The sequence below is a fragment of the Haloplanus vescus genome (genome assembly GCF_900107665.1).
GTDB lineage: Archaea > Halobacteriota > Halobacteria > Halobacteriales > Haloferacaceae > Haloplanus > Haloplanus vescus.
In genome coordinates this window covers 80,080-96,113 of the sequence record NZ_FNQT01000003.1, presented here as the reverse complement: position 1 = coordinate 96,113, position 16,034 = coordinate 80,080, and the positions used below count along the sequence as shown (strand labels likewise).

The 16,034-nt window shown below is 65.8% G+C and carries 15 protein-coding genes, 1 tRNA gene and 1 pseudogene; 8 read left to right on the top strand and 9 right to left on the bottom strand.

The features are described from left to right. A complete protein-coding gene (locus tag BLU18_RS10395; RefSeq protein WP_092634756.1) occupies positions 1-210 on the bottom strand; it encodes a hypothetical protein in 210 nt (69 codons plus the stop codon). Positions 211-331: 121 nt separating this feature from the next. Here BLU18_RS10395 and BLU18_RS10390 point away from each other — a divergent pair, with 121 nt between their 5' ends. From BLU18_RS10390 to BLU18_RS10380, 3 genes and pseudogenes are all read left to right on the top strand, one after another. Next, a complete protein-coding gene (locus BLU18_RS10390; RefSeq protein WP_092634754.1) occupies positions 332-1,327 on the top strand; it encodes a type II glyceraldehyde-3-phosphate dehydrogenase in 996 nt (331 codons plus the stop codon). Positions 1,328-1,342: 15 nt separating this feature from the next. Continuing rightward, positions 1,343-2,686, top strand: a pseudogene (locus BLU18_RS10385) (putative PEP-binding protein); the annotation flags it as partial. A gap of 79 nt (positions 2,687-2,765) precedes the next feature. Further along, complete coding sequence (locus BLU18_RS10380) at positions 2,766-3,410, top strand: hypothetical protein (protein ID WP_143025258.1); 645 nt, start codon at positions 2,766-2,768, stop codon at positions 3,408-3,410. A 46-nt stretch (positions 3,411-3,456) separates the two neighbouring features. Here the strand turns inward: BLU18_RS10380 and BLU18_RS10375 are convergent, their stop codons facing one another. Further along, the gene (locus BLU18_RS10375; protein WP_092634748.1) at positions 3,457-4,848 is read right to left on the bottom strand and encodes an Nramp family divalent metal transporter; all 1,392 of its coding nucleotides are present in this window, start codon (positions 4,846-4,848) and stop codon (positions 3,457-3,459) included. Between the two features lie 332 nt (positions 4,849-5,180). On the opposite strand from BLU18_RS10375, the gene BLU18_RS10370 reads away from it, so the two are divergent. Then, on the top strand, positions 5,181-5,600 hold the full coding sequence (locus tag BLU18_RS10370) for a universal stress protein (protein WP_092634746.1): 420 nt from the start codon (positions 5,181-5,183) through the stop codon (positions 5,598-5,600). A gap of 9 nt (positions 5,601-5,609) precedes the next feature. On the opposite strand, the gene BLU18_RS10365 is transcribed toward BLU18_RS10370, so the two are convergent. Further along, positions 5,610-5,987: a DUF8048 family protein gene (locus BLU18_RS10365; RefSeq protein ID WP_245697945.1), complete on the bottom strand. Its 378-nt coding sequence runs from the start codon at positions 5,985-5,987 to the stop codon at positions 5,610-5,612. 109 nt (positions 5,988-6,096) lie between these two features. Here BLU18_RS10365 and BLU18_RS10360 point away from each other — a divergent pair, with 109 nt between their 5' ends. Next, positions 6,097-6,765 (top strand): ABC transporter ATP-binding protein, encoded by a 669-nt coding sequence (locus BLU18_RS10360; protein ID WP_092634741.1) that lies wholly within the window; start codon positions 6,097-6,099, stop codon positions 6,763-6,765. Continuing rightward, positions 6,765-7,595: an ABC transporter permease gene (locus BLU18_RS10355; protein ID WP_092634739.1), complete on the top strand. Its 831-nt coding sequence runs from the start codon at positions 6,765-6,767 to the stop codon at positions 7,593-7,595. The genes BLU18_RS10360 and BLU18_RS10355 overlap by 1 nt, the downstream gene beginning before the upstream one ends. Here BLU18_RS10355 and BLU18_RS10350 read toward each other — a convergent pair. Continuing rightward, entirely contained in the window at positions 7,592-8,065 is a 474-nt protein-coding gene (locus BLU18_RS10350) for a redoxin domain-containing protein (protein WP_092634737.1), read from the bottom strand. The two genes, BLU18_RS10355 and BLU18_RS10350, sit on opposite strands and share 4 nt — an antisense overlap. Positions 8,066-8,210: 145 nt before the next feature. Here BLU18_RS10350 and BLU18_RS10345 point away from each other — a divergent pair, with 145 nt between their 5' ends. Both BLU18_RS10345 and BLU18_RS10340 read left to right on the top strand, forming a co-directional pair. Further along, positions 8,211-9,365, top strand: a complete 1,155-nt coding sequence (locus BLU18_RS10345) for a PAS domain S-box protein (RefSeq protein ID WP_092634735.1) — start codon at positions 8,211-8,213, stop codon at positions 9,363-9,365. Next, the gene (locus BLU18_RS10340) at positions 9,358-9,996 is read left to right on the top strand and encodes a response regulator (protein ID WP_092634733.1); all 639 of its coding nucleotides are present in this window, start codon (positions 9,358-9,360) and stop codon (positions 9,994-9,996) included. The genes BLU18_RS10345 and BLU18_RS10340 overlap by 8 nt, the downstream gene beginning before the upstream one ends. Here the strand turns inward: BLU18_RS10340 and BLU18_RS10335 are convergent. The 5 genes from BLU18_RS10335 to BLU18_RS10315 form a co-directional block, all read right to left on the bottom strand. Then, positions 9,993-11,135, bottom strand: coding sequence for a pyridoxal phosphate-dependent aminotransferase (locus BLU18_RS10335; RefSeq protein WP_092634731.1), 1,143 nt, complete (start codon positions 11,133-11,135; stop codon positions 9,993-9,995). The two genes, BLU18_RS10340 and BLU18_RS10335, sit on opposite strands and share 4 nt — an antisense overlap. A 75-nt stretch (positions 11,136-11,210) precedes the next feature. Beyond that, entirely contained in the window at positions 11,211-13,370 is a 2,160-nt protein-coding gene (gene katG, locus BLU18_RS10330; RefSeq protein ID WP_092634729.1) for a catalase/peroxidase HPI, read from the bottom strand. Between the two features lie 263 nt (positions 13,371-13,633). Next, positions 13,634-13,706 (bottom strand) — tRNA-Gln (locus BLU18_RS10325). Between the two features lie 82 nt (positions 13,707-13,788). Then, positions 13,789-14,265: a FlaD/FlaE family flagellar protein gene (locus BLU18_RS10320; protein WP_176791228.1), complete on the bottom strand. Its 477-nt coding sequence runs from the start codon at positions 14,263-14,265 to the stop codon at positions 13,789-13,791. Between the two features lie 41 nt (positions 14,266-14,306). Further along, the gene (locus BLU18_RS10315) at positions 14,307-16,016 is read right to left on the bottom strand and encodes a sensor histidine kinase (protein ID WP_092634725.1); all 1,710 of its coding nucleotides are present in this window, start codon (positions 16,014-16,016) and stop codon (positions 14,307-14,309) included. Positions 16,017-16,034 lie beyond the last annotated feature (18 nt).

Below are 16,034 nucleotides of genomic sequence, written 5' to 3'. Positions count from 1 at the left end.
TCAGGGGTCGAACTGCGCCATGTAGGTCGTGTGGAGGTAGTAGAACAGGAGCATCCCACCCACCCAGCTCAAAATCCCGTAGGCGATAAAGACGATGTCGGGCGGTTTGAGATAGAAGTAGAGGTAGGAGCCGACCAGGAGATAGGCGACGACGAAGACACCTAGAATGCGGATACCACGGGACGAGACCTGCTGTTTCGGATCGTTCATAATTGGAGAGCGCCGCGGTGGCTGACGTGTTCTCTCTGCGTCCCTCATGGTTAAAGACGAAAGTTCATGCAAAATATGCGCAGTGCGTCGCCACTATATGGGGTTGAGGTCAACGACCGGTATGATACGCGTAGGCGTCAACGGCTATGGTACCATCGGCAAGCGGGTTGCCGACGCAGTAAATTCGATGCCCGACATGGAGTTAGTCGGCATCGGGAAAGCCAGTCCGAACCACACGGCGGACGCGGCCGCGGACCGCGGCTACGACATCTACGTCCCCGACGGTCGGCACGACCGATGGGAGGACGTCGGCATGGACGTCGCGGGCGACATCCACGACCTCATCGACGCGAGCGACATCGTCGCCGACGCGACGCCGGCGGGGATGGGCGCGGAGTATCGCCCCATCTACGAGGAACACGACACGCCCGCCCTCTTCCAGGGTGGCGAGGGCGCGGACGTGGCGGACGCGAGCTTCACCGCCCGAGCCAACTACGACGAGGCGACGGACAAGGACTACGTCCGCATCGTCTCCTGTAACACGACAGGGCTGAACCGGATGTTCGCGCCCCTGCACGAGGAGTACGGCGTCGACCGCGCGAGCATCACGCTCGTTCGCTGCCGAGGCGAGCACGCGGTCACGTCTGCAGACCCCGTCACGCTTCCTTCACACCACGGCCCGGACGCGCTGGAAGTGATTCCGGATATGGGCCCGATTACGACGATGGGGATGAAGGTGCCGACGGTGCGTCACCACTTCCACGGCATCAACGTAGAACTCGGCGAGGACGTGAGCGCCGAAGAGGTCCGTGACCTGCTCGCGTCCCAGTCGCGCATCCACGTCATCGACGGCGACCTCGGCATCGACTCGGGGTGGGAACTCCAAGAGTTCGCCCTCGACCGCGGGCGCGACCGCATGAACCTCTACGAGAACCAGATCTTCGAGGACTCCATCACCGTCGAGCAGGGCAACCAGCTCCACCTCTTCCAGTCCATCCACCGCGAGAGCGACGTGGTGCCGGAGAACGTGGACGCCATCCGAGCGATGATGGGCGACGCCGACGCGGAGGAGAGCATCGAACTGACGAACGAAGTCATGGGCATTGGCGAGATTTAAATGGCGAACGAAAGCGCGGCAGTCGACGAGGAGCAGGAACCGGGCACAGAACTGACTACGGGCTATGGGTCGAGTCCCGGCGTTGCGACGGGGCCGGTCAAGATCATCGAGGACATCGAGGAAGCCGACCGCATCGACGAAGGCGACGTCATCGTCACCGAGATGACGGCGCCGGACATGGTGCCGGCGATGAAGCGCTCGGCGGGTATCATCACCGACGAGGGTGGGATGACCTCCCACGCGGCCATCGTCTCGCGCGAACTCGGCGTCCCCGCCATCGTCGGCTGTGGTGACGCGACGGACGCCCTCACGGACGGCCAGCGCATCACGCTCGACGGCGAGAAAGGGACTGTCGTCGTCGCGGAACCCGAGGACGACTCGACGGACGTCGAAGAAGCCGACATCGACGAGGACCGCGAGGTGCCGACCGGGTCCGCGCCGACGACGGCGACGGAGGTCAAAGTGAACGTCTCCATCCCGGACGCGGCCCAGCGCGCCGCCGACACCGGCGCCGACGGCGTCGGCCTGCTCCGCTTGGAGCACATCCTGCTCTCGACGAGCAAGACGCCGGAGAAGTACGTCGCCGACCACGGCGAGGAGGCCTTCGTCGAGGAGATTTCCGAGGAGATTCGGAAGGTGGCCGACGCGTTCTACCCGCGCCCGGTACGCGCCCGAACGCTCGACGCCCCGACTGACGAACTCGCGGAGCTCGAAGGCGGCGAGAACGAACCCCACGAGCACAACCCGATGCTCGGCTACCGCGGCATCCGACGGAGCCTCAAGGAGCCGGAGATGGTCAAGCTCGAACTGCGGGCGTTCAAGCGCCTCCACGACATGGGCTACGACAACGTCGAGGTCATGTTCCCGCTTCCCAACGACGCAGAGGACGTGCGTCGGGCGCGAGAGCTGATGGACGAAGTCGGCATCGACCGGGACAAACACGATTGGGGCGCGATGATCGAGACGCCGGCCAGCATCCGGTCCATCGACGAAATCATCGACGAGGGCATCGACTTCGTCGCCCTCGGCACCAACGACATTGTCCAGTTCATGCTGGCGGTCGACCGCAACAACGCGCAGGTCGCCGACCGCTTCGACGACTTCCACCCGACCATCCTCGAAGCGATGGCGGAGGTCATCGAGGCGTGTAACGAACACGACGTGGACACGACCATCACGGGGCAGTCCGGTTCCCACCCCGACATGGCGAAGTTCCTCGTCGAGAAGGGCATCAGTTCGCTCTCCTCGAACATCGACGCCGTGGACGAGGTGCGCCGCGTCGTCGCCCGCGCCGAGCGGAAACTCCTCCTCGACTCGGCCCGGAAGAACCTCGACGACGTCGAACCGAACCTCGACTGAATCGCGGTCCCGAAGTCGCGGCTTCGTTTTTTCGACGCAGGCGGTGTGACTTAGGAAGCGGCGCGTGTCGGTGACGCCGATGACCCTCGCCGATATCGTCCTGACCGACGTGGACTTCGTCGTCTCCGACCTGGGTTTCAATCACGCCAACATCATCGACTACTGTCGCGACGAGCGGTTCGAGACGACACAGGCGGGGCTCGACGACATGAACTGGGCGCTGCTGGCGAACTGGAACCGTCGCGTCGACGCCGAGGATACGGTCGTCTTCGTCGGCGACTTCGCGTGGTTCATGGAGGGTGCGGCGGCCCAGCGGAAAGTGGACAACCTGTGGGACACGCTCAACGGCGAGAAGGTGTTCGTCCGCGGCGACCACGACCACGTGTATCCGTCGTCGGCCGACCGAGTCGTCTACACCGCCGAGATTCGACACGGTGACCGAGCCTTCTTCGTGAGTCACTTCCCAGGCGATACGCCGTCGTCGCTTCCGGGCGGGGGAATGCCGGAGGCGTTCGCAGAGCGGATGCCGGAGAATCTCGCCGACCGGTGGAACGGCTGGCGCATCCACGGTCACCACCACAACAACTGGCCGGAGCACTATCCGCTGGCGAACCCGGGGCGACGGACGGTCAACTGTTCGGTCGAACTGACCGGCTACGAACCGCTGTCGATGGCGCAGGTGGAGCGACTGGCCGCCCGCGACGAGTGGCGAGCGATGCGCTGAGCGGCGGAATATCGAAGAAAAGCGCGGGGCGCGAACGAGGCCGGGCTTACAGCCCGAGCAGCGTCTGAATCGTCTCGAGAGAGCTGCGCGCTTCCCAGACACCAGAGATAATCATCACGATGCCGGCGAACAGCGCGAGACCGACTGCCCACTTGCGCGTCGGCGAGAGGGAGTCGATGTCGATGTCGAACGACATGTACATCACGGCGAGGTACATGAGCCCGACGGCCGGAGCGAACAGCGCCCCCGAGAGCGCGAACAGGATGAGCGGCGCTTCGAGGAAGAGGTTCAGCGAGAGCGGGATGACTGCGAACAGGACGATGGTCATCCGGAAGACGGTGTCACGGGTGATGGGGTACTTCTCGAAGAGGCCGTGGAGCGCGAAGGCGTCCTCCCAGAGCCGCGACATGCCGTACATCGGACCGATGAGCGTCGAGAACAGCGCGGCGACGGTGGTCAGCAGGAACAGCGTCGCGGACCACTGGCCGAACTGCGTCGTGAAGATGGCCGCCATCTCGGGGATGACGGTGAAGCCGCTGGGCTGGATGCCCTGAACGTGCAGGGTCGCGGCTGCGGCCGTCCACATGAAGAACGAGAAGACGGCGAGGATGGTCGAGGAGAGCATGTTCTGCCAGAGGACGATGTCGCCCCAGCCCTTGAGGTGGCTAATCTCCTCGTCGGTCAGGTCGTACTTGTCGATCTCAATGCCCTTGTCGAGCGGTTCGAACATCCCCATGACCTTGTCCTTCGCGAACCAGACGTAGGAGACGGTCGGACCGAAGCCGGCACCGATCCAGCCGAACATCGTGAGGACGAACGCCATGCCGCCGACGCCCAGCCCTTCAACGCGGCCGGGCATGGACGGGACGAGACCGGAGGCGAGGTTCGGCCCCCAGACGTTCATCGTCGAGAGCGAGACGAAAGCGATGAGGACCAGGAAGATCCACAGCAGCGACGTCGCGAGCTTCTCGATAAGGTTGTACGAGCGCATGCCGACGACCAGCAGGCCCGCGACGACGGTGATGAGCATCCACCACGTGTTCGAGATGGCGGGAACGAGTGAGTTGAACGCACCGGCTGTCTCACCCAAGTGGCCGGAGAGGCCGATGGCGTATATGAGCCCGCCGAGGAACACGTAGTAGAAAATCCACTTCAGCGCCCAGCTACGCTCGTAGAGAGCGTCGAGGAACGTGTCCCCGGTCATGACGCCGTAGCGGACGAGGTAGTACTGGCCGAAAATCTTCGTGAACGTAATCAGGGGGATGAGCCAGATGCCCTCCATCCCGAGGTACGCGCCCCCGAGGGGAACGCTCAGGACCTCACCGCCACCGATCTGTGAGGCGGTGAACACCCAGGCCGGCCCCATGTAGCTCAGGAACTCCTTCAGGTTCGACGGCGGTTCGGAGATGCGCGTCTCCGACGCAGTCTCGGTACTCACGCACCATCACCCCGTGAGTGCGTGCCTGGCTGGAGTTGGTTGATGCGCCCCGGCGTGCCGAGATAACTCGGCGACGAAGTGAGTCGTGCTGGTCTCTGCCGCATGTTCAAATTCATGAAAGACCGTAGGGACGGTATAAATGAGGAAAGGTGCACTTTTTGCATGATTTATCATGTATACCATGTTATTTAAGGACATTTAAGACGCTTAAATGTTCGAGAATCAGCAGACAGCGTCGGGGTATCGTTCTCAGCAATCTGTCACGAGAGAAACGCCGAGTAATGATGACGCGGTCGAAAGCGATTTAATTATTGTTAGGAATTATTGATAGCATGGTGATACTGACAGCCATTGACAGAGACCCCGGTTGCAAGGGCGTCGTGGAGACTGCCTACGACCTCGCGACGAGCATGGACATGCAGCTCGTGATTCTCCATGTCGTGCCGGAGGACGGGGACGAGGAAGCGGCCCGACAGCAGGTCGAAGACATCGTCACGTCGGTCATCGGGGACCTGGAGGGCGTCGACCTCCGAATCATGCCCGAGCAGACGCGCCGCGACCTGCCCACGGGACGGACGGCGAATCACATCCTGCAAGTGGCCGAGGAGCTCAACCCGGACTACATCGTCATCGGGTCGCGCAAGCGAACGGGACTCGGCAAGATTCTGCTCGGAAGCGTCTCGAAACTCATCCTGGCCAACGCGGACGTGCCAGTCGTGACGGTCGAACAGACGCGGAAGGGTAAGGACTGAGGCGACGCGTCAGAACTGTTCGGCGGTGTCGATGCCGACGACGACCCCCACTTCGTTGGTGGCGAACCGGTCGTCGGCACCGACCGTCGTCGTGAACAGGTTTCTCGCCTGCTCGGTGTGCGTGAGGCGGACGGCCGCGGCCAGCGACTGGTCGAAGTCGAAGTCGTCGATGAGGTCATCCCACATCGCTCGCTCGATTCGGTAGGCGCGCGTCCCGTCGACGGTGACGTAGTCGGCGGCCCGTTCGAACTGGCCGTGCCGGCCGAGTAACTCCGCGTTGACCGCCAGGAGTGCGTCGACGATGTCCGTCGAGTCGGGGTCGACGCCCGTGGCCACGCGCTCAACGACTGCGCCGGTAATCGGTGCCTCGCCCGTGTCGACCGTCACGTCACTCGGCATATAACATATATTATTATGCAAGATCCTTCGGTTTTTCGGGGGCGAACGTTCATGCGGTGGGCGGAGGTAGGCAGCGTATGGGGCGGTCGCACGACCAATGACAGACGTACGCGCCGACCACCTGAGTTACGAAATCGACGGCGAGCGCATTCTGGACGGGGTATCGCTCGACGTGGGGAGCGGGGAGACGATGGCCATCGTCGGTCCGTCCGGTGCGGGGAAGTCGTCGCTGCTCCGCCTGCTCAACCGCCTCGACGAACCGACGGGCGGTACTGTGCATCTCGACGGGACCGACTATCGGACTATCGACCCGCAGGAACTCCGGAAGCGCGTCGGACTGGTGCCACAGGACCCCGCGCTCCGGTCGGGGACCGTCCGCGAGAACGTCACCATCGGCCCGCGTCTCCGCGGGGAAACTGTGTCCGAGGAGCGACTGGCGAACCTGCTCGACGCCGTGGGCCTCGCGGGGTACGCCGACCGAACGACGAGCGACCTCTCGGGCGGCGAGGCACAGCGAGTCGCCATCGCCCGGACCGTCGTCAACGATCCCGAAGTAATCCTCTTGGACGAACCGACGGCGAGTCTGGACAGCGCCGCGGAAGCCGAGGTGGAACGCCTGCTCGACGACCTTCTCGCCTCCGGTGAGCGGACGGCCGTCCTCGTCACGCACGACGAGCGACAGGCGGAGCGACTGGCCGACCGCGTGGCACGGCTCGACGACGGCCGAATCGTCGACGTGGGGCGGCCGAAGGAGGTGATCGCGTGATGGCGCTGCTCGACCGACTGACCGACCCCGTCGTGGTTCGCGGGCTGTATCAGGTGGCGGCGGCGACAGTGCTCGCGGCCGTCGTCATCGGAATCTCCTCACTCCGTGACCTCGGGCTAGAGCGCGAACTCGGCGGGTCGTTCGTCCGGGGATTCGTCCAAGTCATCGCCATGGGCGCGCTCATCGGCGCGCTCTTCGCCATCCCGCTGGCCTACTCGGGACTCTTGCTCGCGGCGATGGTGTGTTACGCGGCGTGGGAGTCGCGCAAGCGCGGCGACGGCGTCCCTCACGCCTTCCGTATCTCGATACTCGCGCTGGGTCTCGGGTCGGCCGTCGTCATCGTCACGATGGTCGCGGCGGGCGCCATCGAGCGGACGGTCCGGAATCTCGTCCCCGTCGGTGGGATGATTATCGCCAACGCGATGAAGACCAACTCGCTGACGCTGGACCGCTTCCAGAGCGAGGTGGAGTCGAACCGCGAGGAAATCGAGGCCGTCCTCGCACTCGGCGTCCCGCCGGAGCGCGCCATCTCCGAGTTCGTCACCGAGTCCGTCCGCGCGTCGCTCATCCCCGTCGTCGACGCGATGCGGACCCTCGGGTTGGTGTACATCCCCGGCATGATGTCGGGGATGATTCTCGGCGGCGCGAACCCCATCTACGCCGCGGAGTACCAGTTTGTCATCATGGGGATGATATTCGCGGCGGGGGGGCTGACCAGCATGACGGCCAGCCTCCTCCTCGGGCGGGCGGCGTTCACCGACGCCGCGCAACTCCGCCGGTTCGAGTCGAGCGACCCGACGCTGCTCGGAACGCTCCGGTCGCTCCGTTAGGCGTCGCGGACCGCGTCGAGAATCGCGTCGTAGTCCGGTTCGTTCGTCGGGTCGTCGGCCACCCAGCTGAACGTGACGACGCCGTCGTCGTCGAGGACGTAGACGGCGCGGTTCGCGATGCCGTGCAGGCCGAGGTCCGGAATCGACATCTCGAGGTCGTAGGCGCGGATGGCGTCGCCCCCCATGTCGCTCACGAGGTCGAACTCCAGACCGTGTTCCTCGCGGAACGCGCCCTGCGAGAACGGCGAGTCGGCGCTGATGCCGAACACCGTCGCGCCCGCGTCCTCGAAGTCGCCGAGGTGGTTCTGGAGGGCGATCATCTCGTTTCGGCAGGGCGGGGTGAACGCCCCGGGGAAGAACGCGAGGACGACGGGGCCGTCACCGAGGTGGTCGTCGAGGTCGAACGATTCGTGCTCTGCCGTGCCGAGCGTCGCCGTGAACGTCGGTGCCGTGTCACCAGTCGAAACCATAGACGGACGAACGGTCGCCGCGGGAATAAAACCAACCACGAACCGTGTGGCATGGTAGCAGTATTCAATGCTGCCGGCACTCGGCGAGTGGAGCCGTCGTGACTTTGGCCGAGAATATTAGTACGAGGTGGCCTGTTGTAGGACAATGGGAGCGTTCGAAGAGTCGGGAGTCGCGACGAGCGAACTGGACGCGCTCGTTCGGGACACCGAGTTCTTCCGCTCGCTGGTCGAGAACGGCTCCGACGCAATCGTCACCATCGACGAGGAGAGCACGATTCGCTACGCCAACGAGTCGGTCGAGCGCGTCTTCGGCTATCAGCCAGAGGAACTCATCGGGGAGCAACTGACGAAGATCATGCCCGAGCGGTTGCACGACGCGCATCTGGAGGGAATCGAGCACTACGTCGAGACGGACGAGCGAGCGCTCGACTGGAACGACATCGAGCTCCCGGCGAAGCGTCGCGACGGCGAGGAGATACCGCTCTCGGTCACGTTCGAGGAGCACCGCTACGACGGCGAACGCGTCTTCTCGGGCATCATGCGCGACATCTCCGGCCGGGTCGAGCGCGAAGAGGAACTCGAACGGCAGAACGAACGGCTCGAGCGGTTCGCGAGCATCGTCTCCCACGACCTGCGCGAACCGCTCCAGACCGCGCAAGCGACGCTCGCGGTGGCACAGGCGGGCGACGAGGAAGCGCTCGACGAACTCGATTCGGTGTTCGACCGCATGGAAACGCTCATCGACGACGTGCTGACGCTGGCGAAACAGGGCGAGACCGTCGGCGAACCCGAACCCGTCGACCTCGGCGCCGTCGCATCGGACGCGTGGGAGACCACCGACACGGCGGGGGCGACGCTCGTCGTCGACGACGACCTACCAGCGGTGACGGCAGACCCAGAACGCCTCCGGACGCTGTTCGAGAATCTCTTCCGGAATAGCGTGGAGCATGGCTCCACGAACAATCGGTCACGGGCCGATGATAGCGTTGAACACGGTTCAACAGATAGCCGGACGGAGTCCGGCGATAGCGTGGAGCACGCCGGAGTCCCGGCCGACTCGCTGACGGTTCGTGTCGACTCGCTCGACGGGGGCCGCGGTTTCGCCGTCGCGGACGACGGGACTGGCTTCGACGGCGCCGAGACGGACCACCTGTTCGACCACGGCTACACCACGAGCCAGACGGGGACTGGCTTCGGCCTGAGCATCGTCGACGAAATCGCCCGCGCCCACGGGTGGACCGTCACCGCGACGACGGGCGACGACGGCGGGGCACGCTTCGAGATAGAAACCAATGACTGAGACAGACAGCCGCGAGGAGGGGACGGACAGTTCGAAGCCGAGCGCAGACGAAAGCGAGAAAGCGTCGGTGTTGATCGTCGACGACGAACCGCGCGTCTGCGAAGCGTTCGAGCTCTGGTTACAGGACGCGTATCAGGTCGTGACCGCGACGGGTGGGGAAGAGGCGCTGTCGAAGATGGACGACGATATCGACGTGGTGTTGCTCGACCGGCACATGCCGGGGCTGTCCGGCGACGAAGTCCTCTCGCGGATTCGCGAGGCGGGCTACGACTGCCGGATTGCGATGGTCACGGCCGTCGACCCCGACTTCGACATCGTCGATATGCCCTTCGACCACTACGTCTCGAAACCGGTGGACGGCGACACGCTACAACGGGTCGTCGACCGACTGCTACAGATCGAACGCTACGGGGACAAACTGTCCGACCTGTACGGTGTCAGCCAGAAACTCGGGACACTGGAAGCCGAGAAAACACGGTCCGAGTTGGCCGAGAGCGAGAAGTACACCGACCTCGTGGAGCGCCGCGACACGCTCCGGCGCGAAGTCGACGACATCGTGGCGTCGCTCGACCCCGACGAAATAAACAATCTGTTCGAGACGATGGCTGGCCCCGACGAGTGGACGGGTTAAGCCCGGTCGGGCAGAACCTGCTCGATTCGCTCGATTGCCGTCTCGATGGCGTCGGCGTCGGTGGCGTACGAGAACCGGAGGTAGTCGGCCGCTTCCTCGCCGAAATCGACACCTGGCGTGACCGCGACGCCGGCTTCCTCCAAGAGGAGATTCGCCACGTCGCGGGCGTCGCCCGGCAGATGGCTCACGTCCGCGAGCAGGTAATACGCGCCCTGTGGCGTGTAGCCGAGGTCCAAGCCCCAGTCAGCGACGGCATCGACCAACAGGTCGCGGCGCTCGCGGTACGTCTCCCGAATCTCGTCGAGTCGTGACGGCGGCGTTTCGAGTGCCGCGACGCCCGCGTCCTGCACGAAGTTGGGGGCACAGATGAGGAGGTTCTGCGCGAGGCGGTTGACCGCGTCGACGTATTCGGGCGGGACGACCATCCAGCCGAGACGCCAGCCAGTCATCGCGAACCGCTTCGAGAAGCCGTTGAGGACGATGGCATCGTCGGTGTATTCGAGCATCGTGTGCTCGGCGGCGTCGTAAGAGAGGCCGTGATACACCTCGTCGACGACGGGGGTTGCGTCCGCGTCGGTAGCCACGTCGGCGAGGCCCGCGAGCGTCTCGCCGTCCATCACCGCCCCTGTCGGGTTAGCGGGCGAGTTGAGCAACAGGGCCGCGGTGTCGGCGTCGACGGCGGCGTCGAAGTCGCTGACCCGTGGCTGGAAGCCGCGTTCCGGGCGGAGGGGAACGGTCCGAACGTGCCCGCTGACCGCCCGCACGAAGTTGGGGTAGCAGGCGTAGTGGGGGTCGGTGAGCACCACCTCGTCACCGGGGTCGAGGAGCGCGGCCATCGCGAGGAGGAGGGCGGGCGAGGTGCCGGGCGTGACGACGATTCGGTCGGGATCGATGTCGACGCCGTACTCGCGGTCGTAGTGGGCGGCGATGGCCCGCCGGAGTTCGGGCTTGCCGCGGGCGGCGGTGTAGTTCGTGTGGCCCGCGCGGAGCGACTCGACTGCCGTCTCGATGACACGCTCCGGCGGCGAGAAGTCCGGTTCGCCGACTTCGAGGTGAATCACGTCGTCGAGTTCGTTCGCCCGTTCGAGCACGTCCATCGCCATGAACGGGGTCACGTCGGCGGCACGCTGAGAGACCATCGGTGGCGCGATACGGGAGCGGAACGGGAATACGCACCGGTCGGCGAAAACGAGAGCCGCGGCCCGCAGGGTGCGTTACTCGAGGTCGAAGCGGTCGAGCGTCATCACCTTGTGCCACGCGTCGGCGAAGTCCTGCACGAACTGCTCTTCGTCGTCGTCGGCCGCGTAGACGTCCGCGTAGGCGCGGAGGCGGGCGTTCGAGCCGAAGATGAGGTCGAAGCGGGTGGCTTCCAACTCCTGCTCGCCGGTGTCACGGTCGTAGCCCTCGAAGACTTCCTCGTCCTCGTCGACCGGTTCCCACTCGTAGTCCATGTCGAGGAGGGTCTGGAAGAAGTCGTTCGTGAGCGTGCCGGGGTCGTCCGTGAAGACGCCGCGGTCGGTGTCCTCGTAAGTGGCACCGAGAGCGCGCATCCCGCCGACGAGGACCGTCAGCTCGGAGACCGACAGGTCCAGCAGGTCGGCCTTGTCGACCATCCGCTCTTCGAGGGTGTCGTAGAGGTCGTCGAAGTCGCCGTCGCCGAGGTAGTTGCGGAAGGCGTCGACTTTCGGCTCCAGCGGTTCGAAGGAGTCGGCGTCGGTCTGCTCGGCCGTGGCGTCCGTCCGACCCGGTTCGAAGGGCACGTCCACGTCGTAGCCGGCGTCGGCCGCCGCCTGTTCGACGGCGACGTTGCCACCGAGGACGATGAGGTCCGCGAGCGAGACGCGGACATCGTCATCACGGTCGTTGAACGCCGCCTGAATCTCCTCGTAGGTGTCGAGGACGGCGGCGAGCTCCTCGGGTTCGTTCGCCTCCCAGCTGCGCTGGGGTTCGAGGCGAATCCGCGCGCCGTTCGCGCCGCCGCGCTTGTCGCTGTCGCGGTACGTCGACGCGGACGCCCACGCGGTCTTGACGAGCTGCGTGCGGGTGAGGTCGGAGTCGAGAATCGCCTCTTCGAGTTCGGCCACCTCGTCGTCGCCGACGATATCGTAATCGGCGTCCGGGACGGGGTCCTGCCAGATGAACGTCTCGTCCGGAACCTCGGGGCCGAGGAAGCGCTCTCGCGGACCCATGTCGCGGTGGATGAGCTTGAACCACGCTCGGGCGAACGCCTGCTGGAACTCGTCGGGGTTCTCCTGGAAGCGCTCCAGAACCTCTCGGTAGTCGTCGTCGTGCTTGAGGGCCACGTCCGTCGTCAGCATCATCGGCTCCTCAGTCTCGTCGGGGGCGTGGGGAGCCGGCGCCGCCTCGATGTCGTCGCCGACCGGTTCCCACTGCCACGCACCGCCGGGACCCTTGACCGAGGTCCAGTCGTGTCCCAGCAGGTTGTCGATGTAGCCCATGTCCCACTGAATCGGGGAGGAGTTCCACGGCCCCTCGATACCGCTAGTGATGGCGTCGGGGCCCTTGCCCTCGCCGAAGTCGTTGTCCCAGCCGAGGCCCTGCTCCTCGATGGGCGCGGCCTCGGGTTCGGCGCCGACGTGCTCCTCGGGGTCGGACGCGCCGTGGACCTTCCCGAAGGTGTGGCCGCCGGCGATGAGCGCGACGGTTTCCTCGTCGTCCATCGCCATCCGGGAGAACTCCTCGCGAATGTTCGCGGCGGAGCCCTCGACGTCCGGTTCGCCGTACGGGCCCTCGGGGTTCACGTAGATGAGGCCCATGACGGTGTTGGCGAGCGGGTCCTTGAGGTTGCCAACTTCCTCGTCCTCGAATCGCTCGGGCGAGGTGGTCTCCCAGTCGGTCTCGGGACCCCATTCGATGGCTTCGTTGGACTTGTACTCGTCCACGCGGCCGCCGGCGAAGCCCTGCGTCTCGAAGCCCATCGATTCGAGGGCGACGTTGCCCGCGAGGATGATCAGGTCGCCCCACGAGAGCTTGCGGCCGTACTTCTGCTTGACCGGCTGCAGGAGGCGACGGGCCTTGTCGAGGTTGACGTTGTCGGGCCAGCTGCTCTCCGGGGGGAGGCGCTGGAGGCCACCGGCGGCGCCGGCGCGGCCGTCGAGAGTGCGGTACGTCCCGGCGCTGTGCCACGCCATCCGGATGAACAGCGGTCCATAGTGACCGTAGTCCGCCGGCCACCAGTCCTGGGAGTCCGTCATTACGTCCTCGATGTCCGCCTTCACCGCTTCGAGGTCGAGTTTCTGGAACTCCTCGGCGTAGTCGAAGTCCTCGCCATAGGGGCTGAGGTCACCGGCATTGTCGTCGAGAATGTCGAGCCGTAGCAGATTCGGCCACCACTCCTGGTTGTGCCAGGTCATGTGCAACGGATACGTATCTGGCCTATTAAGATTGTCTTAATGCACTGTGTTCCCCGGTAAATCGAAATTTCGATTTGCTATCTGTAAACCGATTCTCGGGATGAGTGAGTCGGGGGACGAGCGCGGTGATTCGGCCGTGTTCCCAACGAACTACGTGTCAGACAGACATACAGACGGTTCGCACGCTACCCGGAGTTCGAGAAGGTGGCGTGGACACGGCACACCCGTGACTGGGCGACGAGAACGACGGTGCAAAAAGGGAATAGTCCCACCAGGATTCGAACCTGGGTCGAAGCCCCCAGAAGGCTTCAGGATTGGCCACTACCCCATGGGACTGCTACGACGCCGGTCTCCCGTCGTCACCAATCCATAACCGCGAATCGCATATGAGTGTTGCGAAGTCGGGATACGGCAGGGGTTACTCCCGGGTCGCAATGCCAAGCAGTCGGATCACGTGCGCGAACCCGAGGAGGTCGTCCGCGCGGTCGAGGTCGCCGTCACCGGGGTCCAGCGCCGCCACCGCGTCGCCGACGCGCGCGTCGAGTGTCGCCGCCGCATCCTCGCCGAGCCACCCGAGCGCCCGGTAGCGGGCGATAGCGTCACGGGTCGGCGCTTCGCCCGCCGTCCGGACGAGGTAGGCGATCCAGTCCCGGCCGACGCGGCGTCCCGCAGGTACGTCGGGAAAGGTCGGGAGATACGGTCGCTCGCCGAGCGCTTCGGGGTCGACACCGCCCAGCGCGACCAGTCGCTCGCACTGCCCGTGAGAGGGTTCGGCGTCCGTCGGCGGGCGGTAGGTCGACCCGTCGGCTCGCGGGAGGCTGACGCCGGTGTCGGCGGCCTCGGTGCCGGCGAGCGACCGGAGTTCGGACGGGTCGTAGTCCGACGGGTCGAGCACGCCTGCTGTATCGGCGGGCGCGGTCAAGGCTCTTTGGGCGGTCAGGTCGCCGACTCGGCGGCGTCGATGGGGACCCGAAGCGTGACGGCGGTACCCCGAGGCTCGCGGTCAGCGTACTCGACGGTGCCGCCGAGGGCGTTCACCGCCCAGTGGACGACCCACAGTCCCAGTCCGGAGCCGTGCTGGAGGTCCGTCTCCTCGCCGGCTTCGATGGCGGCGCGCTCGGCGTCGGGGATGCCCGGGCCGTCGTCGTCGACGCGCACGACCAGCGTTTCCTCATCGCGTTCGACGGTCACGCTGACCCACGGGTCGCCGTCGGGGCGTTCCACGCCCTCCCCGTCGTGGTGGCGGACGGCGTTCTCGACGAGATTCTCGACGGCCGCCTCGAAGGTGCGTTCAGGGAGCGTCGCCGTCACGTCGGCGCGAACGTCGAGCGATATCTGGGCGTCGGGGGCGTCGGCCCGCGCGTCGGCGACGACGCCGTCGACGAGCGGACCGACCGCGAGCGGCGCGGCCCGTTCCCCCTCCAAGAGCGTATCCACGGTGCGGGCCTTCTCGCCCAGCGATTCGAGGGCGGCGGACCGACGCTCGATGGCGTCGGCCATGCGGTGCAACTGGGGGTCGTCCAACCGGTCGACGAGCATGTCGGCGTAGCCGTGGACGACGCCCGCGTCGTTCCGGAGGTTGTGCCGGAGGATGCGGTTGAGGACTTCGAGTTGCTGGCGCTGGCGCTCCCGTTCGGTCACGTCCGAGCAGACGACGGTCCAGCCGACGTGTGTCTCCGCGGGGTCCGAGAGCGGCGACACCGAGACGGCGTAGGTTCGCTGCTCGCCGTCGACGGTGGCGGTGATGGGGCCGATGTCGTCGTCGTCGAGCGAAACGCCGAGCACCGAGTCGAGGGTTCGGTCGATGGCGCCGTCGGCGACGAACGCCCGGCGAGCCGCGGGGTTGAGGCGGACGATTCGCTCGTCGCGGTCGACGACGAGGATGGGGTCGGCCAAGTCGTCGATGGCGGTGCGCTCCGCCGCCCGGACCGTCGTCGGGTCGCGCTCGAACATCTCCGCGCGCCCGAAGGCGTAGGCGTCGAGGGCGACGTGGGGGATGAACATGATGGGCGCGAGCGACAGCTGGGGCACGGGGCCGAGGCCACCGGCCCACACGAGAAGCGCCAGTCCGGGCGGGAGCGCGCTGACGGCGACGGCGGCCGTCTCTCGGCGGTACAGCGGGCCGTAGTTGAGGAAAGTGTCCACGAGGAGGACGACGCTCACGACGACGGCGAGCGTCGACACGCCGATGAGGAGATACGCCGGCGGCAGGAGGGTGTAGCGGACGGTGGCGACGCCGAACACGGGGTCGAGTCGAAATCCCGTCCACAGCAGGCGATGAAGGGGGTTGGTGACGACGAGAATGGAGGCGGCGACGCCGGCGCCGAGAAACCACGCGAGCGCGCGCCCGGAGACGAGTCCGCCGCGGCCCGTGTACTCCAGCGCGAATGCGAGGAAGGTCAGCCCGGTCCAGACGATGCCGACCCACATCGCCAGTTCGAACGCGAGACGGAGCGCGGGGTCGAACAGCAGGAGGCCGACACCGTAGGCGAGACACCAGAGCGCCTGCGCGACGAGGACGCCCAGAAACCACAGGGCCCCGGGTCGGTCCCGGTAGTGATAGACGAACCGGAGGAGCGAGAGAGAGCCGACGCCGGCGGCGAGCGACCCGATGGCGGGCCAAGCGGGGAGCGCGGCGTCGATCATACGTCCCCGAAACGGGCG

Coding starts and splice junctions, on each gene's coding strand:
- BLU18_RS10395 (WP_092634756.1), bottom strand. CDS start 210: ATGAACGATCCGAAACAGCAGGTCTCGTCCCGTGGTATCCGCATTCTA.
- BLU18_RS10390 (WP_092634754.1), top strand. CDS start 332: ATGATACGCGTAGGCGTCAACGGCTATGGTACCATCGGCAAGCGGGTT.
- BLU18_RS10380 (WP_143025258.1), top strand. CDS start 2,766: ATGACCCTCGCCGATATCGTCCTGACCGACGTGGACTTCGTCGTCTCC.
- BLU18_RS10370 (WP_092634746.1), top strand. CDS start 5,181: ATGGTGATACTGACAGCCATTGACAGAGACCCCGGTTGCAAGGGCGTC.
- BLU18_RS10360 (WP_092634741.1), top strand. CDS start 6,097: ATGACAGACGTACGCGCCGACCACCTGAGTTACGAAATCGACGGCGAG.
- BLU18_RS10355 (WP_092634739.1), top strand. CDS start 6,765: ATGGCGCTGCTCGACCGACTGACCGACCCCGTCGTGGTTCGCGGGCTG.
- BLU18_RS10350 (WP_092634737.1), bottom strand. CDS start 8,065: ATGGTTTCGACTGGTGACACGGCACCGACGTTCACGGCGACGCTCGGC.
- BLU18_RS10345 (WP_092634735.1), top strand. CDS start 8,211: ATGGGAGCGTTCGAAGAGTCGGGAGTCGCGACGAGCGAACTGGACGCG.
- BLU18_RS10340 (WP_092634733.1), top strand. CDS start 9,358: ATGACTGAGACAGACAGCCGCGAGGAGGGGACGGACAGTTCGAAGCCG.
- BLU18_RS10335 (WP_092634731.1), bottom strand. CDS start 11,135: ATGGTCTCTCAGCGTGCCGCCGACGTGACCCCGTTCATGGCGATGGAC.
- katG (WP_092634729.1), bottom strand. CDS start 13,370: ATGACCTGGCACAACCAGGAGTGGTGGCCGAATCTGCTACGGCTCGAC.
- BLU18_RS10315 (WP_092634725.1), bottom strand. CDS start 16,016: ATGATCGACGCCGCGCTCCCCGCTTGGCCCGCCATCGGGTCGCTCGCC.